Below are 25,331 nucleotides of genomic sequence, written 5' to 3'. Positions count from 1 at the left end.
CAAACGTCCTAGTTGAGCACTTGGCGGCAGATGGCGATGAAATCATTGGCCCAACCGGCAAACAGGGCAAACAGAACCAGCCACACCACCAGCATGAAATGCCAGTACATGGTGCATAGCTCGATGCTCAGCCGCACCTTGGGGAGCGGAGCGCCCTGCCATACCCGGGACGTCGTGCGGCTGAGCACGAAGAGTCCGCCAAGAATATGCAGGCCATGCATTCCGGTAATCAGGTAGAAAAAACTGTTCGCGGGATTGTCTGCTATGACGTAGCCGGCGGTGACGAGCTCCTTCCATGCGAACAACTGGCCGATCAGAAATCCGGTGGTGGCGGCAAGAGCCGTCACAAGGGCAAGCCTCAAGGCACTGTCGTTGCTGCGTGCGGCTTCAGCCTTTGCCCGTTGCAGTGCGACGCTGCTTATCACCAGTATGCCCGTGTTGAGCCAAAGTATCCGCGGAAGCGGGATAGCCCACCAATCCTGCAGTCCCATCCGCATGAAGTAAGCGCTGATGAACAGAGTGAACAAGGCACCGACAACGGCCAGGAATACGCCCAGACCGATTTTCTCGGTGGCGATGGCAGACTTGGTCCACGCGGGAATATCACTGGTTGCATTGACTTCAAGCCAAGGTTTGGACGTCAGGCGCTGCTGCGCCATCCACCACGTGATGATGACGGCGAGCCCGGCCAGGAAAACCAGAATGGTGCTCACGATGCGGGCTCCCTGGAAATTCGGTCGCCATTGGGCTGGTTCTGCGGAATGAAATCCTGGGCTGCGCCTGGAACACTGTAATCATAGGCCCAGCGATAGACCACGGGCAGTTCCTTGCCCCAATTGCCATGAGCCGGTGGTGTCTGCGGCGTCTGCCATTCGAGCGTCGTTGCCCGCCAGGGATTGCCGCCAGCCTCCTTGCCCCTTCGCACACTCCAGGCCAGGTTGAACAGGAAGAGGATCTGTGCTGCCCCGACGATCAGCGCCATGATCGTGATGAATTCATTCAGGGCCTGCACGGATGGCGGAATGAATGCCGTATCGCCCAATTCGGAATAGCGGCGTGGCACGCCCAGCAGTCCGAGATAATGCATGGGAAAGAAGATAGCGTAGGCCCCAAGGAAGGTGACAAAAAAGTGCACTCTGCCCAGTGTCTCGTCGAGCATTCGGCCGGTGACCTTGGGATACCAATGATAGATCGCCCCGAAGACCACCATGATGGGGGCAACGCCCATGACCATGTGAAAATGCGCAACCACAAACAGTGTCTTGGCCAGCGGAACATCGACGACGACATTGCCAAGAAAAAGTCCCGTCAATCCGCCATTGACGAATGTGACCATGAACCCGAGAGCGAACAGCATTGGCAAGGTCAGATGGATGTCACCCCGCCATAAAGTAAGCACCCAGTTATAGACCTTGATAGCGGTGGGCACGGCAATAATCAGCGTGGTCGTAGCGAAGAAGAACCCGAATTTGGGGTTCATCCCGCTGACATACATGTGGTGTGCCCAAACCACGAAACTGAGCGCACCGATCCCCACGATTGCCCACACCATCATGCGATAGCCGAATATATTCTTGCGCGCATGCGTGCTGATGAGGTCCGATACGATGCCGAAGGCCGGCAGAGCGACGATGTAGACTTCCGGGTGACCGAAAAACCAGAACAGGTGCTGGAAGAGGATGGGGCTGCCGCCGCCATTTTTCAGATGCTCACCCATTTCGACGATGGCCGGCATGAAGAAGCTGGTTCCAAGAACCCGGTCGAACAACATCATGACCGAGGCAACGAAGAGCGCCGGAAACGCCAGCAAGGCCATCACGGTTGCGGTGAATATGCCCCAGATTGTCAGAGGCATGCGCATCAGGGTCATGCCTCTTGCGCGCCCCTGCAAGACTGTGACCACATAATTCAGCCCGCCCATCGTGAAGCCAATGATGAAGAGGATGAGCGAGGTCAGCATCAGGATGATGCCCCAGTCTTTTCCCCCGGGGGTGCCGGAAAGAATGGATTGGGGCGGATAAAGCGTCCATCCCGCGCCCGTCGGCCCGCCGGGCACAAAGAAGCCAGCCACAAGCACGAGCACAGCGAGCAGGTAAAGCCAGTAGCTCAACATGTTTGCATAGGGGAACACCATGTCCCGGGCACCCAGCATCAGCGGGATGAGGTAATTGCCGAAGCCGCCGAGAAACAATGCGGTCAAGAGATAGATCACCATGATCATGCCGTGCATCGTGATGAACTGGTAGTAGTGTTCCGCATCGATGAAGGAAAGCGCGCCGGGAAAGGCGAGTTGTATCCGCATGAGCCATGACAGGACCAGGGCCACGAAACCGATCGATATGGCGGTTATGGAGTACTGGATGGCGATGACCTTGGCGTCCTGACTGAAGACATAGGTCGTCCACCAGCTCTTCGGGTGGTAAAGTTCGACATCGGCGACTTCCGCTAACGGAACCGTGTCATCGATACCAGCTGGAATATTGACCATTCCCTATACTCCCGACCTTTAATGCCCCTTCTCCCGCAGGGCGACCATTCTCATTTTGCCGTCTGCCCGTCTCCTGCCGATGCCATCATCTGGGAAAAAGTCTGCTGCTGCTGCAGCCACGTCTGATAGTCTGCCTCGGTGTCAACGACGACTGTCCCGCGCATCTGCGGGTGACCAACGCCGCAGAGTTCGGCGCAAAGAACCTCAAAAGTTCCCGTTCGTGTCGGGATAAACCAGTAATAGCTGACTGATCCCGGGATCATATCCATCTTGGCCCGGAACTCGGGGACGTAAAAATCGTGCACCACATCGAGGGAGCGCAGCAACATCTTGACGGGTTTGCCGACGGGCAGATGCAATTCACCGCCTTGTATGATGATATCATCAAGGCTCGCGGGGTCCCTTTTATTGATCCCCAAAGGGTTATCCGAACTGACATCGCTGGTCTCGGAAGTTCCCAGCCGCCCATCTTTTCCCGGAAGTCGAAAGCTCCACAACCACTGCTGCCCAACGACTTCAACTTCCGTGGCATCGTTCGGGACCGTAATGAATTGGTTCCAGACAAACAGGCCCGGCGCCAGCATCGCAGCGACACCAATGGCAGTCACGGTCGCCAGCCAGAACTCCAGTATCCTGTTTTCCGGCTCGTATGCGGCGCGTTTACCGGGATTGTGCCGGAAACGGTAGACGCAAAATGCGATGAACAGAACCACGGCGACGAAAACGACCCCGGTGATCCAGAACGTTATGATAATGGTGTTGTCGATATAGTCCCAGTTCGACGCTATAGGCGTCCACCACCATGGGCTCAGCAGGTGAAACAATACCGAGCCGACGGCTATGACGATCAGAATTACCACGACTGCCATTTTCCGCCCTCCCGGCCTTTACTGGGTGTGGACATGGGTCGCATCTTGGGAAAGACAAATCTATTATCTCATGAACGGATAAGACAGGCAATCAGGCCAGAAAAGACGCGTGCATAAGCTGTGTTTCCTCAAGTGTTCACCAGATATTCATACCCGTTCATTCTCAACGGGAGGAAGAATTACTTGGAAAACTGTTTCAGATAGGCGATCAGATTGGAGATATCGCCATCGTCCTTCAATCCGGGGAAGGCCATTTTCGTGCCTTTTACCTTGGCCTTGGGGTCATGCAGATAGTCTCGCAGCGAGGTCTCATTCCACACAAGACCAGCTTTGCCTGCATCCGTCATCGACGGTGAATAACTGAAGCCTGCATGTGTTCCGGCTGTTCTGCCGAACAGACCATTCAACGAAGGCCCCACTTTGTTCGTATCTGTTTCCGCCACATGGCAGATGCCGCATTTTTTGAAAACGGCTGCGCCCGCCGTGGCGTCCCCCTCCTGGGAGTGCGCTCCGCCAGCGGAAAGGACAGCGACTGAAAAGCCGATAAGAAGGACACAATATTTCATGAAACCCCCTCCTGGCTGAAATAGTCATCCTGCACAGGTGATAAGTCAATCAGTCCGGCAAAGAATTTCCCGTTAAAGATGTAGGCTCATGTCCCGTCAACCGGGCGAAGTTGATCAGGTCGTGCCGATGGCGGCTCACAAATATCGCTTCGCTAAAGCTTGTTCACTTGAATATGCACAACCCCGAACGGATTGAATTTGTACTCGTCTTCCTCGTAACGGCTGTCGCTGGATAGAGCGGCACGACGATCCGTTACGGCGGTTTCAACGCCGTCCCGGGTCATTTCGTCGGCGATATCGTCGATCAGAGCCGCAATCTTGAGCTGCTCGGCGTTGGTTGACGGCCGTTGCTCTGCCGGACGAACGGTGGTTACCAGGACATCGGGCAACCCAACCAAATGGAACCCGACGCTGGCCATGCCATCGACGTCGTCACCGATGGGCCGGCGCGCAAAGGCCAGACGGCAGGTTCTTGCGAGTGCCATGACATCACCGGAAGCCGATGCGTTGCGGGCCTGTTCAGCCAGTTCCTTCCATCGCCGCACGCCATGGGCAACCCCTGCGCTTTCACCCTTCACGGCAATGGCCCCGTGATCAAGCATGTATTGCACAAGCTGCAAGGCTTTTGCGGATGTCGTTACGGTTGTTTCCGCCGTCATCGACGGGCCGAGCACGTAGAGGACAGACCCGTGCCCGGCGACGGCTTTTTCGTCAGTGTCCTGATAGGCCTCGGGATCGACGCGATCCCAGCAGACGTCGAACGATCGCTCCATCCGGTCATCAGGTTCATTCCGGGAGCCATCTTCATCGGCGGTAAAACCATCCGCCAGTTTCTCTATGGCGGCGCGGGCATTTTCGACCAGGGCCGGAAGGCCATGCTCACCGCCAAGAAAACAAAGCACATGGCGCGGCGTGTAGCTGGAACGCGATGCTGCGAATGCCGGAAGCTTGCTGGACGCCGTGCTGAGAGAAGGCTTGCCCATCATGAGGCCACCCAAAAACGCGAGCACACCGCGACGCATTGAATTCATTCCAGTGCCCCTACGGTTGTCAATCAATGAGCGTGAGCGTTTTAGCAGCGCCACGTCCGAAGCGCGAGCCATAACACGGACGGTCCGTCCGTTTGCAACTTGATTTTTAACCCCAATCAATGAACACGATGAGAACGACGGATATAGCGATCAAAAGACAGAAGGCAGTTGTGACAATTCGGATAAGTCCATGATGCCGGCGAAGCGGAAGATAGGCGAGCCAGCAAGCTGCAATGAGCAGCGTGCATACAAACAACATCCCGACCATAAAGCCACCAACATCAACCCTGCTCACCGCGGGGTTGGATAGTGCTGCAAGATATACAACCGATAACCCAATGGTTATCAAGATCGCGAACATGAGGCTGGAGGCAAAATAGGCGATCCGCGACGCCAGGCTCAACGGCTTTTGTTCAATCATGGTACCCCCGGACATCCCGCACTCATTAAACGTCATATGGGCCAGCAACGCCATTCCTACTTGTCCAAGTTCGTCGACTTTACGAAATTTGCGCGCCGGCCATGGGATAGAGCCGATCGATGGAGGGCAGACATTGCGCGCCTTTGCGGTTGAGAAAATCCTGGAAGGCCCGCATTGCCGGCGACAATGTCCGGTCGGTCCGCATGACCGAAAACCATTGACGGCGGATGGGCATACCAGTGACATCCAGCATCACGAGCTTGCCGACTTCCAGTTCGAGCGCGATCGTGTGGGCTGAAATGAAGGCTACGCCGAGCCCCGCCATGACAGCCTGTTTGATTGTTTCGTTCGAGGACATTTCGGTGCCGAGATCATCAATACGTCCCGGCAGCTCACTCAGGAAAATCTCCAGCGAAATGCGTGTGCCGGACCCAGGCTCGCGGATCAGAAAATGCTCCTGCGCGATACGCTCTTTCGTTATGTCCCGGCATTTGGCCAGAGGGTGATCCGGTGCGGCGATCATCACCAGCGGATGATCGCCAAAAACCGCCGAACGCAGCGGGATATCCTTTGGCGGCCGGCCCATCAGAGCAAGGTCCACTGCATGGCTTTTCAAACTGTCGATGATTTCCGCGCGGTTGCCGATTGCCAGTTTGACGACGATGTCGGGATGTTCCTTTGCGAAAATCGCCATGAGTTGCGGCGCAAAGTACTTGGCTGTCGACACGACACCCAAGGACAGGGTGCCCACCCGTAAACCTTTGATCGCATCGATTTCGTCGTGAAGAACCCGTAGCCTTTCCTCGATCATCTGCGCGGCATCGAGAAAAGCAAGACCGGCGGCGGTGGGGCGAAGTCCCTCAGTGGTGCGATCGAACAGGATAATATTCGCGTCTTCCTCCACCAGCTTGAGCTGAATGGTCACGGCAGGGGGTGTTAGTCCCAATGCATTGGCAGCAGCGACGATTGTCCCATGCCGCTTGATTGCCTGTATCGCCCGTAACTGCTTGAGATTCAGATTGCGCATTGTGTGAGATTAATAAATTTTATCTAAGACGTAAATATATTAAATTTTACTTAGGTATCCATCAATGGTCCCTTAGCACCGAAGTCTGACGCAGAAAGACGATCAGGCACGGGAGGACGACCATGACCACGGCGACGTTAGACGCCTTTCTTGGATCCTATGCGGAACATGACGATCCCTTGCGTGCATCGGTATCCGCGCTTCTGCGCCAACTGGCTTTGACGGCGGTTAAGATTCGCAGCGTCATCAATCAGGGAGCCCTTGGAAAGGCCTTTTCCGGGGGAACTGGCAACAGGAATGCCGACGGCGATCCGCAGAAGGCACTCGACGTATTTGCTGACGACATGTTTCTCGAAGCGGCACGGCAGGCTCCTGTTGCCCTCTACGGCTCGGAGGAGCTGACGCATCCGGCGATGCTAGATCCGCGTGCGCCGCTGGCACTTGCAATCGATCCGCTCGACGGCTCGTCCAATATCGATACCAATGTTTCGATCGGAACTATCTTCTCCGTCCTCCCGGTGGCCGGTGATCCGAGCAGCGAGCCTGGCGCATCGTTCTTTCAAAAGGGCGATCGCCAGCTCGCTGCCGGCTTTTTCATTTACGGCCCGCAGCTTGCACTTGTGGTGACACTTGGCAGCGGTACGCACGTTTTTGTCTTTTCAAGCCGGCTTGGAACCTTCGTGCAGGCGTATGAAAGCATCGTCATAGCAAGCCAGTCACATGAGTTTGCCATCAACACGGCCAATTATCGGCATTGGGACGAGGCAGTACAGCTCTATGTCGATGATTGCCTGAAGGGCAGCGAGGGGCCGCGCGAGCGTGATTTCAACATGCGATGGATCGCGTCGCTGGTCGCCGAGACGTACCGCATTCTTATGCGCAGTGGCGTGTTCCTCTATCCCGGTGATAAGCGCAAAGGCTACGGCGAGGGCCGGATACGGCTGATCTACGAGGCGAATCCCATTGCTTTTCTCATCGAGCAAGCGGGCGGAGGTGCAACGGATACGGCGAACCGTATCCTCGATCTGATACCCCACACCATGCATCAGCGGGTTCCGTTCGTTTTTGGTTCAGCACGGGAAGTGGCCCGGATCGGCCGCTACCATGCCGAACCCAGCAATATTGGCGAGCGGGCGCCGCTCTTCAGCAACCGTGGCCTGTTCAGGGTTTGAGGGGAGCCAGATCAATCATGTCAGCAAAGCATCCGATCATCTCCATCACCGGTTCGTCTGGTGCCGGCACCACGTCGGTCAAGCGCATCTTCGAACAGATTTTTCGCCGCGAGCACATCGAAGCCGCCTTCATCGAAGGCGATGCCTTTCACAAATATGACCGCAACACTATGAAGGTGAAGGTCGCGGAAGAAGAAAAGAAGGGTAATCCCAACTTTACGCATTTCCACGTCGATGCCAATGAACTCGCTAAGCTCGACGCGGTGTTTGAAGAATATGGTCGCAAGGGAACTGGCCAGACGCGGACCTACATTCATGATGATGCCGAAGCCGAGCAGTACAATACGCCAGCCGGTACATTTACCGAATGGCGTGATTTTCCGCCCAGCACCCTTCTCTTCTACGAGGGACTGCACGGCTGCGCCGTCACGGAAGGCATCAATCTTGCTCGCCATGCGGATCTCAAGATCGGCGTGGTGCCCGTCATCAATCTCGAGTGGATACAGAAAATCCATCGCGACCGCTCGACCCGCGGATACTCCACTGAAGCGGTGATGGATGTCATCCTGCGCCGTATGCCGGACTATGTCCGCTATATCACGCCGCAGTTTACGCTGACGGATATCAACTTCCAGCGCGTACCCATTGTCGACACGTCCAATCCGTTCATCGCCAGGTGGATACCGACGCCCGACGAGTCAATGCTGGTGATCCGGTTTGCCCGGCCGCGCGGGATTGATTTTCCGTACCTGCTTTCGATGATTCACGACTCGTTCATGTCGCGCGCCAATTCGATCGTCGTGCCTGGCAACAAACTCGACCTGGCCATGCAACTCATCCTGACGCCGCTGATCATGCAGTTGATCGAGCGCAAAAACCGAGCCTCGTGAGGAGAAGATGATGAACACGCAAGCTCTGCTTCAAGACAAGCCGGATACCGAAATCCTTTCGGAACGGGACATGGCGAATGCGATCCGCGCTCTGGTCATGGATAGCGTCCAGAAGGCGAATTCCGGACATCCAGGCATGCCGATGGGGATGGCGGATGTCGCAACCGTGCTGTTCAGGCGCTTCATCAAACTTGATCCGCTGCACCCGCAATGGCCCGACCGTGACCGGTTTATCCTGTCGGCGGGACATGGTTCCATGCTGCAATATGCGCTGCACTATCTTGTCGGCTACCCCGATATGCCCATCGAGGAACTGCAGCGCTTTCGCCAGATCGGTGCAAAAACCGCGGGTCATCCGGAATACGGTCATGCACAGGGCATCGAGATGACCACCGGCCCGCTTGGGCAGGGTATCGCGACCGCGGTCGGCATGGCACTGGCCGAGCGCATGCAGGCCGCGCGATTTGGAGCGGATATCGTTGATCATCATACCTATGTCATGGCCGGAGATGGTTGCCTGCAGGAAGGTATCAGCCAGGAGGCTATCGACCTTGCGGGTCATTTGAACCTGTCAAAGCTTATCGTGTTCTGGGACAACAATGCCATCTCCATCGACGGGCCGACATCGCTCTCGACGTCGACGGATCAATTGGCGCGTTTCAAGGCCGCTGGCTTCGACGTTCAGGACATTGACGGTCATGACTTCGATGAAATTGCCGGGGCGATTTCGCATGCCAAGGCCTCCGGACGGCCTTCGCTGATCTCGTGCCGCACCATCATCGGAAAAGGGGCGCCCAACCTGCAAGGCACCGAAAAGACCCACGGCGCCCCACTGGGTGCTGTGGAAATTGCTGCAGCGCGTCTGGCATTGGACTGGCCGTATGAGCCATTCACCGTTCCGGAGGATATCCTTGAGACATGGCGCGATGTTGCACGCCGGGGTGCCGATGAACGGCGCGACTGGTCGGTACGGGTATCAAAATCGCCGCTTGGGGAGGATTTCAAGCTGGCAGTGCAGAAGCAGGTGCCGGCAAGGGTGTTTGAAGAACTTGCCGCGTTTCGCCGCGACCATATCGAGAAGGCCACCAAGGTCGCGACGCGCAAGGCTTCGGAAATGGTGCTTGGCATCGTCAACGCCGCTACCGATCTCACGATCGGCGGATCCGCCGATCTTACCCACTCGAACCTCACCGTAACGCCCGGCATGCGCAGTGTTGCATCCGGTGATTTTTCCGGCCGGTACATTCACTATGGGATCCGCGAGCACGGCATGGCCGCCGCGATGAACGGTCTAGCGCTACATGGTGGTTTCATCCCGTATGGCGGTACGTTCCTGGCTTTCGCCGATTATGCGCGGGGAGCCATACGCCTTTCCGCCTTGATGGGCCAGCAGGTCGTCTATGTCATGACCCATGACTCGATTGGTCTTGGTGAGGACGGTCCGACGCATCAGCCGGTTGAACACCTTGCCATGCTGCGTGCCACACCGGGTATCACTGTATTCCGGCCGGCGGATATTATCGAGACGGCGGAATGCTGGGAACTGGCATTGAAATACAGTGACCGTCCGAGCGTCATCGTATTGTCCCGCCAGAACCTCGCGATGCTGCGTCCCGGTTATACCGAGGAAAACCGGTCCGCTCGTGGCGCTTACGTGCTGCGTGAAACAGCCGAGCCGCGTGCGGTCACTCTGCTGGCCACGGGCTCGGAGGTCGAGATTGCCTGTACCGCTGCCGATATGCTGCGGGCGCAACATAAGATCGCAGCGGCTGTTGTTTCCATGCCCTCCTGGGAACTGTTTGAGGCGCAGACCCCGGCCTATCGCCGGTCGGTTCTTGCTGCAGCACCGCGCATCGGTATCGAGGCGGCGGCACGTCTCGGCTGGGACCGCTGGATCGGTGACAAGGGTGCATTCATCGGCATGCACGGTTTTGGCGCCAGCGCGCCGGCACCGGACCTCTATCGTCATTTCGGGATTACGCCCGAAAAGATTGTTGCCACTGCACGCAAGCTCATCAGCGAGAAGGAGTATTGATGATGGCCCGTATTACACTGCGACAACTGCTCGATCATGCGGCTGAGCATGGCTACGGCGTTCCTGCCTTCAACATCAACAACATGGAGCAGGGGCTTGCCGTGATGGAAGCCGCGGCAGCCTGCGAGGCGCCGGTTATTCTGCAGGCATCCCGTGGCGCGCGCTCCTACGCCAAGGATATCATGCTGGCGCGGATGATCGACGCGCTGGTGGAATTGTACCCAGCCATTCCTGTCTGCCTGCATCAGGATCACGGCAATGACGAAGCCACCTGCATGACGGCGATCCGGCATGGATTCACGTCGGTGATGATGGACGGGTCGCTCGAAGCGGATGCGGCGACACCCGCATCCTACGAATACAATGTCGGGATCACCAAGCGGGTCGCATCCATTGCTCACTGGCTTGGCGTCTCGGTGGAAGGTGAACTCGGCGTGCTGGGATCGCTTGAGAGTGGCGAGGCTGAGGCCGAGGACGGGCACGGCGCAAGCGGTGTGCTGAGCCATGATCAACTGCTGACTGATCCGGACCAGGCAGTCGATTTTGTGCTTCGTACGAAAGTGGACGCACTCGCAATAGCCTGTGGCACATCGCATGGCGCCTACAAATTCACCCGTGCGCCCGATGGTGACATTCTGGCGATGGGCGTGATCGAGGAGATCCACCGCAAACTGCCGAACACGCATCTGGTCATGCATGGGTCCTCATCCGTCCCGCAACCCTTGCAGGACATCATCAACCGGTTTGGCGGCGAGATGCCGCAAACCTATGGCGTGCCCGTGGAGGAAATCGAGCGGGGCATTCGCCACGGTGTGCGCAAGGTGAACATCGATACGGATTGCCGGATGGCGATGAGCGGACAGTTCCGCAAGATAGCCGCCGAAAATCCGGCTGAGTTTGACCCACGCAAGTTCCTGAAACCCGCCATGGATGCGATGCGTGATCTCTGCCGGGACCGCTTCGAGCGGTTCGGCACGGCAGGTCATGCTCTGAAAATCAAGGTCATAGGTCTCGATGACATGGCCAAACGCTATGCGGCTGGCAAGCTCGATCCACAAATCGCCGCAGCACGGGCTGCTTGAGTCCCGAATGAAACGGAAAGGACCTTATCATGTCAAACAAGTCGGAAACGGTCACAGGGAAGGACCGCTACAGGTCCGGTGTCATGGAATACAAGAAGATGGGCTATTGGGAGCCCGATTATGAACCGAAAGACACCGATATCATCGCGCTCTTCCGCATTACGCCGCAGGATGGCGTTGACCCGATCGAGGCGGCTGCCGCCGTTGCCGGTGAATCGTCAACCGCAACCTGGACGGTGGTGTGGACAGATCGGCTGACAGCAACCGAAAAATATCGCGCCAAGGCCTATCGCGTTGATCCCGTTCCCAATGGCGAAGGTCAATATTTCGCTTACATCGCCTATGATCTGGATCTGTTCGAACCGGGCTCCATCTCCAATCTGACGGCCTCGATCATCGGCAATGTCTTCGGATTCAAGCCGCTCAAGGCTTTGCGGCTAGAGGACATGCGCCTGCCGGTCGCCTATGTCAAAACCTTCCAGGGGCCGCCGACAGGCATTGTCGTTGAACGCGAACGCCTCGACAAGTTCGGCCGGCCGCTGCTTGGCGCGACCGTGAAGCCAAAGCTTGGATTGTCCGGCCGCAATTACGGGCGTGTTGTATATGAAGCGCTGAAAGGCGGTCTCGATTTCACCAAGGATGACGAGAACATCAACTCGCAACCCTTCATGCATTGGCGCGAACGGTTCCTTTACTGCATGGAGGCCGTCAACAAGGCCCAGGCTGCCACCGGCGAAATCAAGGGCAGTTACCTCAACGTCACCGCGGCGACGATGGAGGACATGTACGAACGTGCCGATTTTGCCAAAGAACTGGGCTCCAACATCGTTATGATCGATCTGGTGATCGGCTATACGGCAATCCAATCAATGGCCAAATGGGCGCGTCGCAATGACATGATCCTGCATCTGCATCGCGCCGGCCATTCCACCTATACACGGCAGAAGTCACACGGTGTCTCGTTCCGCGTGATCGCCAAGTGGATGCGTCTCGCCGGTGTGGATCACATTCACGCCGGAACGGTGGTCGGTAAACTTGAAGGTGATCCGGCAACCACGCGCGGCTACTACGATATTTGCCGCGAGGATTTCAACCCGATGCGGCTCGAAAACGGTGTGTTCTTCGATCAGCACTGGGCTTCTCTCAACAAGATGATGCCGGTTGCGTCTGGCGGTATCCATGCCGGTCAAATGCATCAGCTGCTGGATCTTCTCGGCGAGGATGTCGTTCTGCAATTCGGCGGCGGTACTATCGGCCACCCTCTCGGCATCGCGGCCGGAGCCACTGCCAACCGTGTTGCTCTCGAATGCATGGTGCTCGCACGCAATGAAGGCCGGGATATCCTGCGCGAGGGGCCGGACATCCTGCGGATGGCGGCCCGCAACTGTCAGCCTCTGCAGCAGGCGCTGGAAGTCTGGAAGGATGTTTCCTTCAACTACACGTCAACCGACTCGCCGGACTTCGTTCCGACGGCAACAGCAGCCGAATAGGAGAAACGACATGCGTATTACCCAAGGAGCATTCTCGTTCCTGCCTGACCTGACGGACGAGCAGATTGCCAGGCAAGCACAGTATTGCATCGACAAAGGCTGGGCTGTCAGTCTCGAATTCACCGACGATCCGCACCCGCGCAATACCTATTGGGAGATGTGGGGGCATCCGATGTTCGACAATCCGGATTCCGCTGCATTGATCATGGAACTGAAGGAATGCCGCAAGGTCTATGGCGATGGCTATATTCGCTTCGTTGCGTTCGACAACTCGCATGGCTGGGAGTCGGTGAAGTTGTCTTTCCTCGTCAATCGTCCGCAGGAAGAGCCCGGCTTCCATCTCGCGCGTCAGGAAGGCGAAGGCCGTGTCGTCCGCTATACGACGAGATCCTACGCAACGGACAAGCCGGCGGGGCAACGTTATGGCTGACATCGGGATCGAAGCGCTCGCGCGTGCCAGCGAGGACATTCCAGCCGCGATTGATCTGCACGCCGAATATGTTGAATCCGGCGTGAAAGACGTGCTCGACGAACTCGACCGCGATTTGATCGGCCTGAAGCCGGTTAAGCTGCGGATCAAGGAGACCGCCGCCCTGCTGCTGGTGGAACGGGCGCGTCGGCGGATGGGGCTTGCCCATGAGACGCCGACGCTGCACATGAGTTTCAGTGGTAATCCGGGCACCGGCAAGACCACGGTGGCGCTGCGTATGGCGGATCTCCTGCACCGGCTTGGCTACATCCGCAAAGGTCATCTTGTTTCGGTAACGCGCGACGATCTGGTCGGGCAGTATATCGGCCACACCGCGCCGAAGACCAAGGAGATATTGAAGAAGGCGTTGGGCGGCGTGCTGTTCATCGACGAAGCCTATTATCTGCACCGGCAGGAGAACGAGCGCGATTATGGTCAGGAAGCCATTGAGATTCTGCTTCAGGTGATGGAAAATCAGCGCGAAGATCTGGTGGTTATACTGGCCGGCTATACGGATCGGATGGACAAGTTCTTCGAAAGCAATCCGGGTTTTCGCTCGCGCATCGCTCATCATATCGATTTCCCGGATTACAGCTCCGACGAATTGCTTCGCATTGCGGAAACGATGCTGTCGAAGCAGAATTATGGCTTTGACGCGGAAGGCCGTGCGATCATGGTTGACTATATTGAGCGCCGCCGGCAACAGCCGCATTTTGGCAATGCCCGTTCCATCCGCAACGCACTCGATCGGGCCCGTCTGCGGCAGGCCAACCGCCTGTTCGAGACATCCAAGGGGCCGCTGGATGCTGACGCCTTGTCGACAATCACAGCAGCCGATATCGGCAATAGCCGTGTCTTTTCAATGCCGCCTGTGGAGGGGCAAACGCCATGAACCGCAAGACGCTCATCGCGCCGTCCGTTCTGTCCGCGGATTTTTCCAGGCTTGGTGAAGAGGTGGAGGATATCATCGAGGCCGGAGCGGACTGGGTGCACCTTGATGTGATGGATGGGCATTTCGTTCCCAACATCACCTTTGGTCCTCAAGTCATAAAATCGGTCCGCGGCCGGACAGCAGCGGTGTTCGATTGCCATCTCATGATCGCACCGGCAGACGCCTATCTCGCGGCCTTTGCCGATGCCGGGTGCGACTTCATCACCGTTCATGCGGAAGCAGGGCCGCATCTGGACCGCTCGCTGCAGACCATTCGCAATCTCGGCAGGAAAGCAGGCGTGTCCCTCAATCCGTCTACGCCTGAAACGGTAATAGAATATGTGCTGGACCGCCTCGACCTCGTATTGTTGATGACGGTCAATCCAGGGTTCGGCGGACAGGCATTCATCCCGTCGGTTGTCGAAAAGACACGGCGTCTGAAAGCACTGATCGGCGATCGTCCGATTCATATCGAAATCGATGGCGGTGTCACGCCGGAGACCGCGCCTCTGGTGGCTGCTGCCGGCGCTGATGTTCTTGTCGCCGGGTCAGCGATTTTCAAGGGAGGCAGCAAGGCTGCTTACGCCGCCAATATTGCTGCCATCCGCCGTGCTGCCGATGGCGCCAGGCACCAGAAGGCAGCGTGAGAGGAGGGGAAAACGATGGCAGCAGTCCCACCCCTTTGTGATTTTGGCTGGCAAGCTGTCGATGCAAGCTTGATCGGGACTGACGGCCAACGGCACTCCCTCCTGGCTCAGGCCGGACGGCAAGGACTTGTCATCGCGTTCATTTGCAACCACTGTCCCTACGTGAAGGCCGTCATCGGGCGTATCGTGCGTGACGCGCATGATCTCGCAGCGCTAGATGTTGGCTTTGTTGCCGTCAATGCCAATGATGCAGCAGCTTACCCCGCCGATTCCTATGAAAACATGCAACGGTTCTCCCAAGAGAATGCATTTCCCTTTCCCTATTTGCACGATGCAGACCAAGCGGTTGCACACGCCTATGGTGCAGTCTGCACGCCGGATTTCTTCGGGTTCAATGCAAGGGGTGAATTGCAATACCGCGGGCGGCTGGACGGCTCGCGCAAACAGGAAGCTATCGCGGACCTGCGGCGGGATTTGTTCGAGGCAATGCGCCAGATTGCGCGATCGGGCGCTGGACCACGCGAACAGATTGCCTCGGTGGGCTGCTCCATCAAATGGCGCGATTCGCCCTGACAGAGTGATGCCGCCGGCGATCCGGCCGGCGGCAATCTGTTACTTCGAGTATTGTTTGAGATAGGCCTCGAGGTTGGTAATTTCCGTCTCATCCTTCAGGCCGGGAAAGGCCATCTTGGTGCCTGGAACCTTGGCCTTCGGATCATGCAAATAGTCGCGCAAGCTGGCAATGTCCCACACAAGACCGCCCGCACCGGCAGCCTTCATTGCAGGAGAATAGCCGAATCCCGGATGTGTACCGGCTGTTCGCCCAAACAGTCCGAACAGAGACGGCCCGACCTTGTTCTTGTCGGTGTCTGCCACGTGGCAGGCCATACATTTCTTGAAAACCGTTGCACCTGCTGTTGCATCACCCGCATCTTGAGCGCGGGCACTGGCAACTGACAGAGCTACAACTGACATACCAATCAGTAGTACAAGGTATCGCATGGCATTTCCTCATTTTCGCCAAGGGTGCCCTAGACGAAGACTGGCACCAATTTCCATGCATTGGCACCACCATTTTAGCTTGATCTTTTTGTTGAAGAACGGCTGATCATAGCATTCCAAAACGTTACCCGCGACATTGCATAAGTCAATCGCCGGGCTGCGGAAATAACGCCGCAGCATCACGATTGCGTTTTCCGCTGAACGCATGATTGACGGCAGCGGGCGGGAAACGTAATTTGGATGCAACGATATTTCTCATCGGGCACCTTGAGAAATCCGTCGAACGGCTTCTGATCCAGTCAATCCACCTTGTGTATTCGAGGTATTGGGGGGAAGGGGTAGCGGATTGAGGGTGCTGAATGGACGTTATCGATCTTATCCTGACAGTCTGTCTTATATCCAACCCATCAAATTGCCGGGAGGAACGCCTGCATTTCGAGAACAAGGGTAACCTTCTCAATTGCATGTTCCTTGCTCCGGCCGAAATTGCAAAGTGGGCCGGAGAACATCCGAAACTGCGTGTTGCGCGCTGGAAGTGCGCCTATCCAACCAACGAGTTGACTTTATGACCGGATAATCCGGCCGCGATCTGTCAGGGAGGTTTTGTGACGGGCAAATATCAATATCGATTTTTCATGGTGTTGCTTTTCATATTGTCGATTGTGTGCAGCGGCACGGCGAACGGTCTGGCATCGGAAACAGTTCGCGTCGGTGTTCTCAAATTCGGCACGGTGAATTGGGAACTCGACACGATCAAACACAACAAGCTTGATGAGAAATATGGTGTGCATGTCGATGTCCGGTTCTTCGCCGGTGAGGAGGCGACCAATGTCGCGATGTTGGCCGGGGATGTTGATATAATCGTCAGCGATTGGCTTTGGGTGTCGCGTCAACGCGCCTCGGGCGAAGACCTGGCTTTCGTGCCCTATTCCAGTTCTGTCGGCGCACTCATGGTGCGAGATGGCTCACCGATCAAAAGTCTCACGGATCTCAAAGGCAAGAAAATCGGCATTGCCGGCGGGCCTCTCGACAAGAGCTGGCTGCTCATTCAGGGGCTTGCCAAACGCCAGTCGCTCGATCTGGCGGCGCAAAACGACATTGTCTTTGGCGCTCCGCCATTGCTCACTGAGAAAGCGCAACAGAATGAGCTCGATGCCGTTCTGAACTTCTGGAATTTTTGTGCGCGGTTGGAGGCCAATGGCTTTCGCAGGGTTATCAGTACAAGCGAAGCCGCCAAGGCGCTCGGCGCCACTGGCACCACATCGGCTCTTGGCTATATATTCCACGACAAATGGGCAAGCGCCCATCCCGCGGCCATTGCAGGATTCATCAAGGCCAGCCGAGACGCCAAGGCGCTTCTTGGCAGCTCCGATGCGGAATGGCAGCGACTCGCGCCGGTGGTGAAGGCAGAAGGGCGCGAACTCGATATCTTACGGGATCGTTATCGCGAAGGCATTCCTTCCCGATCCGTCGACGCCGAACAGGCCGACGCAGAAAAGCTCTATGCGCTTCTCGCGGAACTCGGTGGCCCGCGGCTGGTCGGTCCGGCGGTCACGCTGGCTCCCGGCACGTTCTGGAGGGCCCAATAGATGTCTGTGGTCTCCACCGAACGGCGAGGAGCACGTGAGGTAGTACCGTTGCCGCGGTCACGGCGCTGGACCTCATCCGTCATGGTTTTTCTGTCCTTTGCGGCACTCTTGATCCTCTGGCATATCGGGGCCACGTTTTGGCCGAGCCGATCCTTTCCGGCACCGTTGCTCGTTCTGCAAAAGTTCACAAGCGAGACCGCGAGCGGCGATTTACCCTATCATTTGGCAATCACGCTATGGCGCGTGGCGGCCTCGTTCTTCCTTGCCATGCTCATCGGATCCGTGATCGGCGTTTTCCTGGGCAGCCATCGGCGAGCAGACCAGTTCTTCAATCCCTGGCTCATTCTCTTCCTGAATATCCCGGCACTCGTGATCATCGTCCTGGCTTATATCTGGTTTGGTCTGAACGAGGCCGCGGCGATTGGTGCGGTTGCCCTGAACAAAATCCCCAATGTGGTCGTGACGATGCGCGAAGGGACACGGGCGCTCGACGGGCGTTATGCGGAGATGGCGCGGGTGTACCGGTTCAGCGCAATCGACCGTTTGCGGCATATCCTGTTACCGCAGCTGCAACCCTACATCGCTGCAACGTCGCGTTCCGGCGTTTCACTGATCTGGAAGATTGTGCTTGTTGTCGAACTCATGGGCCGGTCGAATGGTATCGGCTTCCAGATCAACCTGTTTTTTCAACTCTTCGATGTTGCTGCAATTCTCGCCTACACTCTGGCGTTCGTTGCCGTGATGCTTTTCATCGAACTTGTATTGGTACAGCCCCTTGAACACACATCAACGCGTTGGCGTCGCCGCCCGGCTTAAGGTCGATATCCAGGAAAAATCGTTTCGCTCATCCAATGGTGAAGCGATCGATGTCCTGCGCGATTTGCGTTTCGAAGTGGAGCAGAACGAATTTGCCTGTATCCTTGGTCCTTCCGGGTGCGGCAAGACGACAACACTGCGCATATTGCTCGGGCTCGAAGGGAGCTATGGCGGCTCCGTTCAGTTGCCGGGGCTGGCCGAACCACGCGTCGGGGCAGTGTTTCAAGAACCGGTATTGTTGCCGTGGTGTTCAGTTGAGCAAAACGTGCGGCTTGCATTGCCGAAACGGTCGAGGGGCGCGAATCTCGATGCCCTGTTCCGTATCTTGGGTCTGACCGCAATGCGGACGTTCTATCCCGGTGAATTGTCTCTCGGCCTTGCGCGGCGCGTGGCAATCGCGCGGGCATTGGCAATCGAACCAGACATTCTGCTGCTCGATGAGCCCTTTGTTTCACTGGATGAAGCAACGGCGGATCAGCTGCGTCACCTGCTCCTGTCGGTCTGGTCCGAACGTCCGACGACGGCGCTCATGGTGACCCACAATGTGCAGGAAGCGATCATGCTATCGGACCGGATCATCGTCTTCTCGGATCGTCCTGCCCACGTCGTCGGAACTTTCGACATCAGGGTGCCGCGACACAGCCGCAACGCACAGGTTAGGGCGGATCTCTTGCGTTCGTTCCACGCAAAATTCTCGGACAGAGGCGTGGGTCCATGAGCGGCACGACCCGGCGCGGTGTCCTCAAAACAGGCCTGGTCTTTGCCTGTTGCGGCATGTCGCATGCGCGTCTGGCGCTGGCCCAGTCACGGCCAGGTGATCCGTTGCCGGTGAAGCAGATTGCCGACGGGGTGTTTGCCTTTGCCGGCATCCCTGCGATGATGAACAATCAGAATGATGGCGAGATCTGCAATGTCGGTTTCATCATCGGTGACGAGGCGGTCGCTGTTATCGACAGTGGCGGCAGCGTGGTTGAAGGCAAGGCTTTGATCGGGGCCATTCGCGCCAGAACCGACAGGCCGATCCGCTATCTGATCAACACCCATATGCACCCGGACCACCTCTTCGGTAACGCAGCGTTCGAGTCTACCGGCGCAATCATCGTCGGTCACCGCAATTTGCCGCGCGCTTTGGAAAGCCGTGGGGCTTATTATCTGCAGAGTTACAGGGATGCGATGGGTGATGATCTGATGGCGGACATCAGGATCGTTCCGCCAACCAAGCTCGTAACCGGCGAGGAAGAGCTCGATCTTGGCAATCGCAGACTCACCTTGAAGGCATGGAAACCAGCGCATACGGACAATGATCTTTCCGTTTTTGACCACAAAACCGATACTTTTTTTACCGGCGATCTCTGCTTTATCGGCCATCTGCCAACGATGGATGGATCGCTGCTTGGATGGATCGCGCAACTGGACATCCTGAACGGGATCAAGGCGAAATCTGCTGTCCCCGGGCATGGACCCATACCATCACCATGGCCGCAGGCACTGGATGCGGAGCGCCGTTACTTCGATGTGCTTGCGAGCGATATGCGCAAAGCCATTGCCGATGGTGTGCCGATGTCGGATGCCGTCAAGTCAGCGGCGCAACGCGAACGCGCAAACTGGAAGCTCTTTGACGAATACAATCAGCGCAATGCCACCGCGGCTTTCGCTGAACTCGAGTGGGAATGATTGGGCGGTGCCGGCATTTGCCAGACCGCTCGGATGGGTGGTATAGGTAGTAACAGCCGGGCACCGCCAAATTATCCTTGGTGGAGGCAGAACACGATGTTTACGATAGTACAGCCGCGTAGCCGGATGGTTGCCACTGCGCTTTTTGTGCTGGTTGGTGCGGTTATTTCATTTCCCGTATGGGCGCAAAATGCGGGGCCTCCCGAAAGCGCGACCTGGAACGGTTTGAAGGGCGATGTCTTTGGACAGAAGCCCATCGAACCGGCAAACGGCATTGTGAGCATCGATGCGCCGAAGCGCGCCGAAGATGCTGCGATTGTGCCGGTTGACCTGCATTTCAAAACCGATGCCGGGACTGGCCGCGTCAAGACTGTGACCTTGGTCGTGGATGAAAATCCATCGCCGGTTGCCGCGGTGTTCAAGTTCGGTCCGGATGCCGGAGTGACCCATCTGGCAACGCGATTGCGTGTGAATGCCTATTCCTATGTAAGAGCCATCGCGGAAACCGAGGACGGTAAACTTCATATGACAGAGACCTTCGTCAAGGCATCGGGAGGATGCTCGGCACCGGCCATGAAGAACACCGACGAAGCACTCGCCAATCTGGGCAAAATGAAACTGCGCGTGTTTTCGTCGAAAGCATCCGGTATGGAGCCAATGACCCGTGCGACGGAAATGCAGCTCATGATCCGCCATCCCAACAATTCCGGGCTGCAGATGGACCAGATAACCCGGTACTACATCCCCGCGCACTTCATTCAGGGATTGACGGTGTCTCAAGGCAATCGGCTGATCATGTCGATGGAAGGCGGAATTTCGATTTCGGAAGATCCGAACTTCCGCTTCGAATTTGATGCAAAGCCGGGAGAGGATATCAAGGTTGAAGCGGCCGACACCGAAGGCAAGCAATTCAAGGATGAATGGCCGCTTGAATCATCAAGTTTGTGATGAAGGGGACCGAGGATTCAGAAGCAGCGTATGTCCGCTTCGGCCTGCGCCCGTTTCAGCTCCGTGATGGAAGCTTTCGCCGGAGCGCTTTCGCGAAAGAGCGCGCCGTTTTCGCCGGGAACCATTCCCATTGATTTGTATGTTTCAGCGGCAACATAGTGATCGTAGGAGATGACAGAGGCAATGACATCGATCGAACAGGAACAGCGTTGCAGCGAATCCCGGTTCTCTCCGTTGGCCTTCATGCAGCCGTAAACGTACTCGGCAAGGGCTGGCGTGGGATAATCCGCGGCTGATTTTGCCGGCGAAGAATATGCAATTGCTGCGGTTGCTAACAGGCATAATTGCAGGGCTTTTGATATGGACATCGGGCCGTTGCCTTCGCGCTGGTGAGGTGCCGCGGTTTTCAAATGGATAGAAAATAATAATATTGATTGGCAAGAGTTGTCCAGTATTAAAGTATCAAATCATGATGATCCTATATATTGTAGAATAAAATAGGAAAACGCGATATATGTTGCGGTGCAAGATATATATATTGCAGCGCAGAAAATATAAATTGATAAACATGCTTGCCTAATGCAAATCTTTCTCCTATCGTCACCTTGTTTCCGGCTTCAAGGACGTTACCGTCAAGGGAGTGGTGACAGTCTTCGTAGGCCAAGCGGGGTGGGCAGTAACGGTGCCCTCTGCGCGCCTGGCTTAGGTCGTGACACGCTGCCGGAAATACTTCCCCATTTGCGTGAGCTAATGGAGCGGACCGCTGTGATAAACGGCTCCGCCCGATGGTTCATAAATGTGAACTTAGGGAGGACTCATAATGCGTGTACACAAGAATTTAATGCGAGCGTTGGCCACCTTTAGTCTGTCGTTTTCATTGGCGGGAGGAGCTTTAGCCAATGACGATCTGCAAGCCTTGATTTCCAATTCGAAGGACTGGGCGATCCAGACCGGCGATTATGCCAACACCCGATATTCAAAACTCAACAAGATCAACAAGGACAACGTCAAGAACCTTCAGGTCGCCTGGACGTTTTCGACAGGCGTGCTGCGCGGTCACGAAGGTGGCCCGCTCATCATAGGGGATGTCATGTATGTCCATGCGCCCTATCCGAATACAGTCTATGCGCTTGACCTGAACAATGACGGCAAGATCCTGTGGAAATATGAACCCAAACAGGACCCTAATGTTATTCCAATCATGTGCTGCGATACCGTTAATCGCGGCGTGGCTTATGGCGATGGCAAGATTTTCCTGTACCAGGCCGATACAACCCTCGTGGCTCTCGATGCAAAAACCGGCAAGCCCGAATGGTCTGTGAAGAATGGTGAAGCTGCCGATGGCAGTAAAGGCGAATCCGGTACATCTGCTCCGATGGTCGTCAAGGACAAAGTCATCGTCGGTATTTCCGGTGGTGAGTTCGGCGTTCGCGGTGCTTTGACTGCCTATAATATCAAAGATGGCAAGCAGGCGTGGCGGGCATGGTCAATTGGTTCGGACAAGGACACATTGATCGATCCGGAAAAGACGACCCAACTCGGTAAGCCGGTTGGCGCAGATTCCAGCACCAAGACATGGGAAGGCGATCAGTGGAAGATCGGTGGTGGAACAACGTGGGGTTGGTATTCTTATGATCCCAAATTGAACCTTATCTATTATGGCACGGGCAACCCATCCACATGGAATCCCAGCCAGCGGCCTGGCGACAACAAGTGGTCCATGACAATCATGGCCCGTGATGCCGACACCGGTATGGCGAAATGGCTGTACCAGATGACCCCGCATGACGAGTGGGATTATGACGGCGTCAACGAGATGATCCTTGCAGATGATATCAAAATAGACGGCAAGGATCGCAATGTGCTGGTGCATTTTGATCGCAACGGCTTTGCCTACACTCTGGACCGTGCAACCGGCGAACTTCTGGTAGCCAAGAAATACGATCCGGCTGTGAACTGGGCAACAGAAGTCGTGATGGACAAGAACAGCAAGGACTATGGGCGTCCTGTCGTCGTCGACAAATATTCGACGGCAAAACAGGGTGAAGACGTCAACACGACGGGTATTTGCCCTGCTGCACTTGGTACCAAGGATCAGCAGCCTGCCAGCTATTCACCGAAGACGAAACTCTTCTATGTCCCGACAAACCATGTCTGCATGGATTACGAGCCCTACAAGGTCAGCTATACCGCCGGTCAACCTTACATCGGCGCAACGCTTTCCATGTATCCCGCTCCGAACAGCCATGGCGGCATGGGCAACTTCATTGCCTGGGATGCGGCAAAGGGTGAAATCGTCTGGTCCAAACCCGAGCAGTTCTCGGTCTGGTCCGGCGCGCTGGCAACCGATGGCGACGTGGTGTTCTACGGTACGCTTGAAGGTTATCTGAAGGCAGTCGATAAGAACGGCAAGGAACTGTACAAGTTCAAGACTCCTTCCGGCATTATCGGCAACGTCACCACCTACGAACACAAGGGCAAACAATATGTTGCCGTTCTGTCCGGTGTTGGTGGCTGGGCAGGCATTGGTCTTGCTGCCGGTCTGACAAAAGGTACGGATGGTCTGGGCGCGGTCGGCGGTTATGCCGGTCTCTCCGACTATACGGCTTTGGGCGGTCAGCTGACCGTTTTCGCCGTCCCCGAATAAACCGGGGCGAGCAGACACTTGAACAGGGCGCCCGGTTTCAATCAGGCCGGGCCCCTCGTGTCACCTGACCGATACCTGATGATCAATCATAACCGTTGAGCTGGCGCCAACAGGTGTTGCCCGACGCGCGAATGCGAGGTTACCGAATGCCGATTCGAACAATCCTTCTGGCCGTCACTGCCACTCTTGCTCTCCTGATAGGGCAAGGCAGCAGCCGTGCCGATGACAAGGCCGCAGCTGCGGTTGTTTCCGACGACAATGGCAAATACGCCGACAAGGACGGAAATCCGACATTCAAGATACAACCGGATGGAACTGTTGATTGGCATACCTACAGTGGTTACCGGCGGTTCAATTCGGAATGCAATGTCTGTCATGGAGCAGACGGTGCGGGGTCGTCCTTTGCGCCGGTTCTCGCCGATTCGCTCAAGACAATGTCCTACGCCGATTTCCTGTCGACAGTGGCGGGAGGCCGTAAGAATCTGTCGAACGGCAACGACAAAGTGATGCCGGCCTTCGGCGACAACAAGAACGTTTATTGCTACATGGACGATCTCTACGTCTATCTGCGCGCCCGTGCTGTCGGGGACCTTCCGCGAGGGCGTCCTGCAAAGCATGAAGACAAGTCGGCGGCCGCCAAACAGGCGGAAGATTCATGCATGGGTGGATGAGATGATGCAGCGCGCGAAATCCCGCCAATACCAGATCGCAGCCTTGATTGCAGCGATACTCGCTGTGCCGTCGGCTGCCTCGGCGCAGAGCGCCGGCCTGGGAGCTGCCGGTGAGCTTGTCGATCCGGATATACTGCGCGTGTGCGCAGACCCGTCGAATATGCCGTTTTCCGACCAAAGCGGCAAAGGATTTGAAAACAAGCTGGCGGAACTGGTCGCGGCCAAAACCGGACGAAAATCGGTGGCCTACACCTGGTATCCCATGGCGACCGGCTTCGTTCGCAATACACTGCGGTCCAACCATTGCGATATCATCATGGGATATGCCCAAGGCGATGATCTCGTACAGAACACCAACGCCTATTATCGCTCTACCTATGTCATGGTCTACAGGAAGGGAGCCGGTCTCGACGATGTGGTGTCGATCGAGGACAAGACGCTGGAAGGCAAGAAGATCGGTGTTGTCGCGGGAACACCGCCGGCTGCCAATCTTGCCAAGGCCGGTTACATGCGCAGCGTTGTTCCCTATCCGTTGATGGTGGACACGCGCCTCGCGCCGTCCATGGCTGACGTGATGATCAAGGACCTTATGAAGGGCACCATAGATGTGGCAGTCCTTTGGGGCCCAATGGCGGGTTATTATGCGCATGAGATCAATCCGGATCTGGCGGTTGTCTCGCTGGCAAAGGAAAAGTCCGGACATATGGCTTACCGGATCACCATGGGTGTGCGTCCGTCCGATCAGGAATGGAAGCGGGCATTGAACAAGGTCATCAAGGAGAACCAGCCTGAGATCAATCGGATTCTGGGCGAATATCATGTGCCGCTGATAGACGAAAATGACAAGCCGATCACGCAATAGCCCG

The 25,331-nt window shown here is 56.4% G+C and carries 26 protein-coding genes; 17 read left to right on the top strand and 9 right to left on the bottom strand.

Annotated elements, in window-relative coordinates:
• Window positions 1-8: 8 nt before the first annotated feature.
• The 7 genes from ACZ25R_RS05595 to ACZ25R_RS05565 form a co-directional block, all read right to left on the bottom strand.
• On the bottom strand, window positions 9-713 hold the full coding sequence (locus tag ACZ25R_RS05595) for a cytochrome c oxidase subunit 3 (protein ID WP_472460348.1): 705 nt from the start codon (window positions 711-713) through the stop codon (window positions 9-11).
• Complete coding sequence (gene ctaD / locus ACZ25R_RS05590) at window positions 710-2,488, bottom strand: cytochrome c oxidase subunit I (RefSeq protein WP_464663683.1); 1,779 nt, start codon at window positions 2,486-2,488, stop codon at window positions 710-712. Before ctaD ends, ACZ25R_RS05595 begins: the two co-directional genes overlap by 4 nt.
• A gap of 50 nt (window positions 2,489-2,538) precedes the next feature.
• Window positions 2,539-3,357, bottom strand: a complete 819-nt coding sequence (locus ACZ25R_RS05585; RefSeq protein ID WP_472460347.1) for a cytochrome c oxidase subunit II — start codon at window positions 3,355-3,357, stop codon at window positions 2,539-2,541.
• 179 nt (window positions 3,358-3,536) lie between these two features.
• Window positions 3,537-3,923, bottom strand: coding sequence for a c-type cytochrome (locus ACZ25R_RS05580; RefSeq protein WP_472460346.1), 387 nt, complete (start codon window positions 3,921-3,923; stop codon window positions 3,537-3,539).
• Between the two features lie 152 nt (window positions 3,924-4,075).
• Window positions 4,076-4,954 (bottom strand): hypothetical protein, encoded by an 879-nt coding sequence (locus ACZ25R_RS05575; RefSeq protein WP_472460345.1) that lies wholly within the window; start codon window positions 4,952-4,954, stop codon window positions 4,076-4,078.
• Between the two features lie 106 nt (window positions 4,955-5,060).
• Complete coding sequence (locus ACZ25R_RS05570) at window positions 5,061-5,429, bottom strand: hypothetical protein (protein WP_472460344.1); 369 nt, start codon at window positions 5,427-5,429, stop codon at window positions 5,061-5,063.
• Window positions 5,430-5,454: 25 nt separating this feature from the next.
• Window positions 5,455-6,402, bottom strand: coding sequence for a LysR family transcriptional regulator (locus ACZ25R_RS05565; protein ID WP_472460343.1), 948 nt, complete (start codon window positions 6,400-6,402; stop codon window positions 5,455-5,457).
• A 122-nt stretch (window positions 6,403-6,524) separates the two neighbouring features.
• Here ACZ25R_RS05565 and ACZ25R_RS05560 point away from each other — a divergent pair, with 122 nt between their 5' ends.
• The 9 genes from ACZ25R_RS05560 to ACZ25R_RS05520 are packed head-to-tail and all read left to right on the top strand — an operon-like array spanning window position 6,525 to window position 15,691.
• Window positions 6,525-7,574 carry a class 1 fructose-bisphosphatase gene (locus ACZ25R_RS05560; protein ID WP_472460342.1) on the top strand — a complete coding sequence of 350 codons (1,050 nt, stop codon included), beginning with the start codon at window positions 6,525-6,527 and terminating at the stop codon, window positions 7,572-7,574.
• Window positions 7,575-7,591: 17 nt separating this feature from the next.
• Complete coding sequence (locus ACZ25R_RS05555; protein ID WP_464663694.1) at window positions 7,592-8,464, top strand: phosphoribulokinase; 873 nt, start codon at window positions 7,592-7,594, stop codon at window positions 8,462-8,464.
• Window positions 8,465-8,474: 10 nt separating this feature from the next.
• Window positions 8,475-10,499, top strand: a complete 2,025-nt coding sequence (gene tkt, locus ACZ25R_RS05550; RefSeq protein ID WP_472460341.1) for a transketolase — start codon at window positions 8,475-8,477, stop codon at window positions 10,497-10,499.
• 2 nt (window positions 10,500-10,501) lie between these two features.
• Window positions 10,502-11,581 (top strand): class II fructose-bisphosphate aldolase, encoded by a 1,080-nt coding sequence (gene fba, locus ACZ25R_RS05545; RefSeq protein WP_472460340.1) that lies wholly within the window; start codon window positions 10,502-10,504, stop codon window positions 11,579-11,581.
• A gap of 29 nt (window positions 11,582-11,610) precedes the next feature.
• Entirely contained in the window at window positions 11,611-13,071 is a 1,461-nt protein-coding gene (locus ACZ25R_RS05540) for a form I ribulose bisphosphate carboxylase large subunit (RefSeq protein WP_223614375.1), read from the top strand.
• A gap of 10 nt (window positions 13,072-13,081) precedes the next feature.
• The gene (locus ACZ25R_RS05535) at window positions 13,082-13,501 is read left to right on the top strand and encodes a ribulose bisphosphate carboxylase small subunit (RefSeq protein ID WP_472460339.1); all 420 of its coding nucleotides are present in this window, start codon (window positions 13,082-13,084) and stop codon (window positions 13,499-13,501) included.
• On the top strand, window positions 13,494-14,432 hold the full coding sequence (gene cbbX, locus ACZ25R_RS05530) for a CbbX protein (RefSeq protein ID WP_472460338.1): 939 nt from the start codon (window positions 13,494-13,496) through the stop codon (window positions 14,430-14,432). The genes ACZ25R_RS05535 and cbbX overlap by 8 nt, the downstream gene beginning before the upstream one ends.
• Complete coding sequence (gene rpe / locus ACZ25R_RS05525; RefSeq protein ID WP_472460337.1) at window positions 14,429-15,118, top strand: ribulose-phosphate 3-epimerase; 690 nt, start codon at window positions 14,429-14,431, stop codon at window positions 15,116-15,118. Before cbbX ends, rpe begins: the two co-directional genes overlap by 4 nt.
• Before the next feature lie 15 nt (window positions 15,119-15,133).
• A complete protein-coding gene (locus ACZ25R_RS05520) occupies window positions 15,134-15,691 on the top strand; it encodes a thioredoxin family protein (RefSeq protein WP_464663704.1) in 558 nt (185 codons plus the stop codon).
• Window positions 15,692-15,730: 39 nt separating this feature from the next.
• On the opposite strand, the gene ACZ25R_RS05515 is transcribed toward ACZ25R_RS05520, so the two are convergent.
• Window positions 15,731-16,120 carry a c-type cytochrome gene (locus tag ACZ25R_RS05515; RefSeq protein WP_472460336.1) on the bottom strand — a complete coding sequence of 130 codons (390 nt, stop codon included), beginning with the start codon at window positions 16,118-16,120 and terminating at the stop codon, window positions 15,731-15,733.
• Window positions 16,121-16,755: 635 nt separating this feature from the next.
• Here ACZ25R_RS05515 and ACZ25R_RS05510 point away from each other — a divergent pair.
• The 5 genes from ACZ25R_RS05510 to ACZ25R_RS05490 all read left to right on the top strand — a co-directional run bounded on the left by ACZ25R_RS05510 (window position 16,756) and on the right by ACZ25R_RS05490 (window position 21,147).
• Window positions 16,756-17,709: an ABC transporter substrate-binding protein gene (locus tag ACZ25R_RS05510; protein ID WP_472460335.1), complete on the top strand. Its 954-nt coding sequence runs from the start codon at window positions 16,756-16,758 to the stop codon at window positions 17,707-17,709.
• A gap of 81 nt (window positions 17,710-17,790) precedes the next feature.
• Window positions 17,791-18,525, top strand: coding sequence for an ABC transporter permease (locus ACZ25R_RS05505; RefSeq protein WP_472460523.1), 735 nt, complete (start codon window positions 17,791-17,793; stop codon window positions 18,523-18,525).
• Window positions 18,485-19,243 (top strand): ABC transporter ATP-binding protein, encoded by a 759-nt coding sequence (locus ACZ25R_RS05500; protein WP_472460334.1) that lies wholly within the window; start codon window positions 18,485-18,487, stop codon window positions 19,241-19,243. The genes ACZ25R_RS05505 and ACZ25R_RS05500 overlap by 41 nt, the downstream gene beginning before the upstream one ends.
• The gene (locus ACZ25R_RS05495) at window positions 19,240-20,199 is read left to right on the top strand and encodes a quinoprotein relay system zinc metallohydrolase 2 (protein ID WP_472460333.1); all 960 of its coding nucleotides are present in this window, start codon (window positions 19,240-19,242) and stop codon (window positions 20,197-20,199) included. The genes ACZ25R_RS05500 and ACZ25R_RS05495 overlap by 4 nt, the downstream gene beginning before the upstream one ends.
• Window positions 20,200-20,295: 96 nt before the next feature.
• Window positions 20,296-21,147, top strand: coding sequence for a quinoprotein dehydrogenase-associated SoxYZ-like carrier (locus ACZ25R_RS05490; RefSeq protein WP_472460332.1), 852 nt, complete (start codon window positions 20,296-20,298; stop codon window positions 21,145-21,147).
• Window positions 21,148-21,164: 17 nt separating this feature from the next.
• On the opposite strand, the gene ACZ25R_RS05485 is transcribed toward ACZ25R_RS05490, so the two are convergent.
• A complete protein-coding gene (locus ACZ25R_RS05485) occupies window positions 21,165-21,515 on the bottom strand; it encodes a hypothetical protein (protein ID WP_464663715.1) in 351 nt (116 codons plus the stop codon).
• 473 nt (window positions 21,516-21,988) lie between these two features.
• Here ACZ25R_RS05485 and xoxF5 point away from each other — a divergent pair, with 473 nt between their 5' ends.
• The 3 genes from xoxF5 to ACZ25R_RS05470 all read left to right on the top strand — a co-directional run bounded on the left by xoxF5 (window position 21,989) and on the right by ACZ25R_RS05470 (window position 25,327).
• The gene (xoxF5, locus tag ACZ25R_RS05480; RefSeq protein ID WP_472460331.1) at window positions 21,989-23,794 is read left to right on the top strand and encodes a lanthanide-dependent methanol dehydrogenase XoxF5; all 1,806 of its coding nucleotides are present in this window, start codon (window positions 21,989-21,991) and stop codon (window positions 23,792-23,794) included.
• Window positions 23,795-23,940: 146 nt separating this feature from the next.
• Complete coding sequence (locus tag ACZ25R_RS05475; RefSeq protein ID WP_464663717.1) at window positions 23,941-24,465, top strand: c-type cytochrome, methanol metabolism-related; 525 nt, start codon at window positions 23,941-23,943, stop codon at window positions 24,463-24,465.
• 1 nt (window position 24,466) lies between these two features.
• Window positions 24,467-25,327, top strand: coding sequence for a substrate-binding domain-containing protein (locus tag ACZ25R_RS05470; protein ID WP_472460330.1), 861 nt, complete (start codon window positions 24,467-24,469; stop codon window positions 25,325-25,327).
• The last annotated feature ends 4 nt before the right edge of the window (window positions 25,328-25,331 follow it).

The organism is Phyllobacterium sp. RCAM01083 (assembly GCF_055685835.1).
The sequence above is the reverse complement of the archived record's forward strand: the minus strand, read 5'-3'. Positions and strand labels throughout refer to the sequence as shown.

Excerpts from the sequence above, each read along its gene's own strand:
- ACZ25R_RS05570 (WP_472460344.1), bottom strand. The coding sequence starts at position 5,429 with ATGGCGTTGCTGGCCCATATGACGTTTAATGAGTGCGGGATGTCCGGG.
- ACZ25R_RS05560 (WP_472460342.1), top strand. The coding sequence starts at position 6,525 with ATGACCACGGCGACGTTAGACGCCTTTCTTGGATCCTATGCGGAACAT.
- cbbX (WP_472460338.1), top strand. The coding sequence starts at position 13,494 with ATGGCTGACATCGGGATCGAAGCGCTCGCGCGTGCCAGCGAGGACATT.
- ACZ25R_RS05565 (WP_472460343.1), bottom strand. The coding sequence starts at position 6,402 with ATGCGCAATCTGAATCTCAAGCAGTTACGGGCGATACAGGCAATCAAG.
- ACZ25R_RS05540 (WP_223614375.1), top strand. The coding sequence starts at position 11,611 with ATGTCAAACAAGTCGGAAACGGTCACAGGGAAGGACCGCTACAGGTCC.
- ACZ25R_RS05505 (WP_472460523.1), top strand. The coding sequence starts at position 17,791 with ATGGTTTTTCTGTCCTTTGCGGCACTCTTGATCCTCTGGCATATCGGG.
- ACZ25R_RS05580 (WP_472460346.1), bottom strand. The coding sequence starts at position 3,923 with ATGAAATATTGTGTCCTTCTTATCGGCTTTTCAGTCGCTGTCCTTTCC.
- ACZ25R_RS05475 (WP_464663717.1), top strand. The coding sequence starts at position 23,941 with ATGCCGATTCGAACAATCCTTCTGGCCGTCACTGCCACTCTTGCTCTC.
- ACZ25R_RS05485 (WP_464663715.1), bottom strand. The coding sequence starts at position 21,515 with ATGTCCATATCAAAAGCCCTGCAATTATGCCTGTTAGCAACCGCAGCA.
- tkt (WP_472460341.1), top strand. The coding sequence starts at position 8,475 with ATGAACACGCAAGCTCTGCTTCAAGACAAGCCGGATACCGAAATCCTT.
- ACZ25R_RS05470 (WP_472460330.1), top strand. The coding sequence starts at position 24,467 with ATGATGCAGCGCGCGAAATCCCGCCAATACCAGATCGCAGCCTTGATT.
- ACZ25R_RS05575 (WP_472460345.1), bottom strand. The coding sequence starts at position 4,954 with ATGAATTCAATGCGTCGCGGTGTGCTCGCGTTTTTGGGTGGCCTCATG.
- ACZ25R_RS05555 (WP_464663694.1), top strand. The coding sequence starts at position 7,592 with ATGTCAGCAAAGCATCCGATCATCTCCATCACCGGTTCGTCTGGTGCC.
- rpe (WP_472460337.1), top strand. The coding sequence starts at position 14,429 with ATGAACCGCAAGACGCTCATCGCGCCGTCCGTTCTGTCCGCGGATTTT.
- ACZ25R_RS05510 (WP_472460335.1), top strand. The coding sequence starts at position 16,756 with ATGGTGTTGCTTTTCATATTGTCGATTGTGTGCAGCGGCACGGCGAAC.
- ACZ25R_RS05495 (WP_472460333.1), top strand. The coding sequence starts at position 19,240 with ATGAGCGGCACGACCCGGCGCGGTGTCCTCAAAACAGGCCTGGTCTTT.
- ACZ25R_RS05585 (WP_472460347.1), bottom strand. The coding sequence starts at position 3,357 with ATGGCAGTCGTGGTAATTCTGATCGTCATAGCCGTCGGCTCGGTATTG.
- ACZ25R_RS05515 (WP_472460336.1), bottom strand. The coding sequence starts at position 16,120 with ATGCGATACCTTGTACTACTGATTGGTATGTCAGTTGTAGCTCTGTCA.
- fba (WP_472460340.1), top strand. The coding sequence starts at position 10,502 with ATGGCCCGTATTACACTGCGACAACTGCTCGATCATGCGGCTGAGCAT.
- ACZ25R_RS05490 (WP_472460332.1), top strand. The coding sequence starts at position 20,296 with ATGTTTACGATAGTACAGCCGCGTAGCCGGATGGTTGCCACTGCGCTT.
- ACZ25R_RS05520 (WP_464663704.1), top strand. The coding sequence starts at position 15,134 with ATGGCAGCAGTCCCACCCCTTTGTGATTTTGGCTGGCAAGCTGTCGAT.
- xoxF5 (WP_472460331.1), top strand. The coding sequence starts at position 21,989 with ATGCGAGCGTTGGCCACCTTTAGTCTGTCGTTTTCATTGGCGGGAGGA.
- ACZ25R_RS05535 (WP_472460339.1), top strand. The coding sequence starts at position 13,082 with ATGCGTATTACCCAAGGAGCATTCTCGTTCCTGCCTGACCTGACGGAC.
- ctaD (WP_464663683.1), bottom strand. The coding sequence starts at position 2,488 with ATGGTCAATATTCCAGCTGGTATCGATGACACGGTTCCGTTAGCGGAA.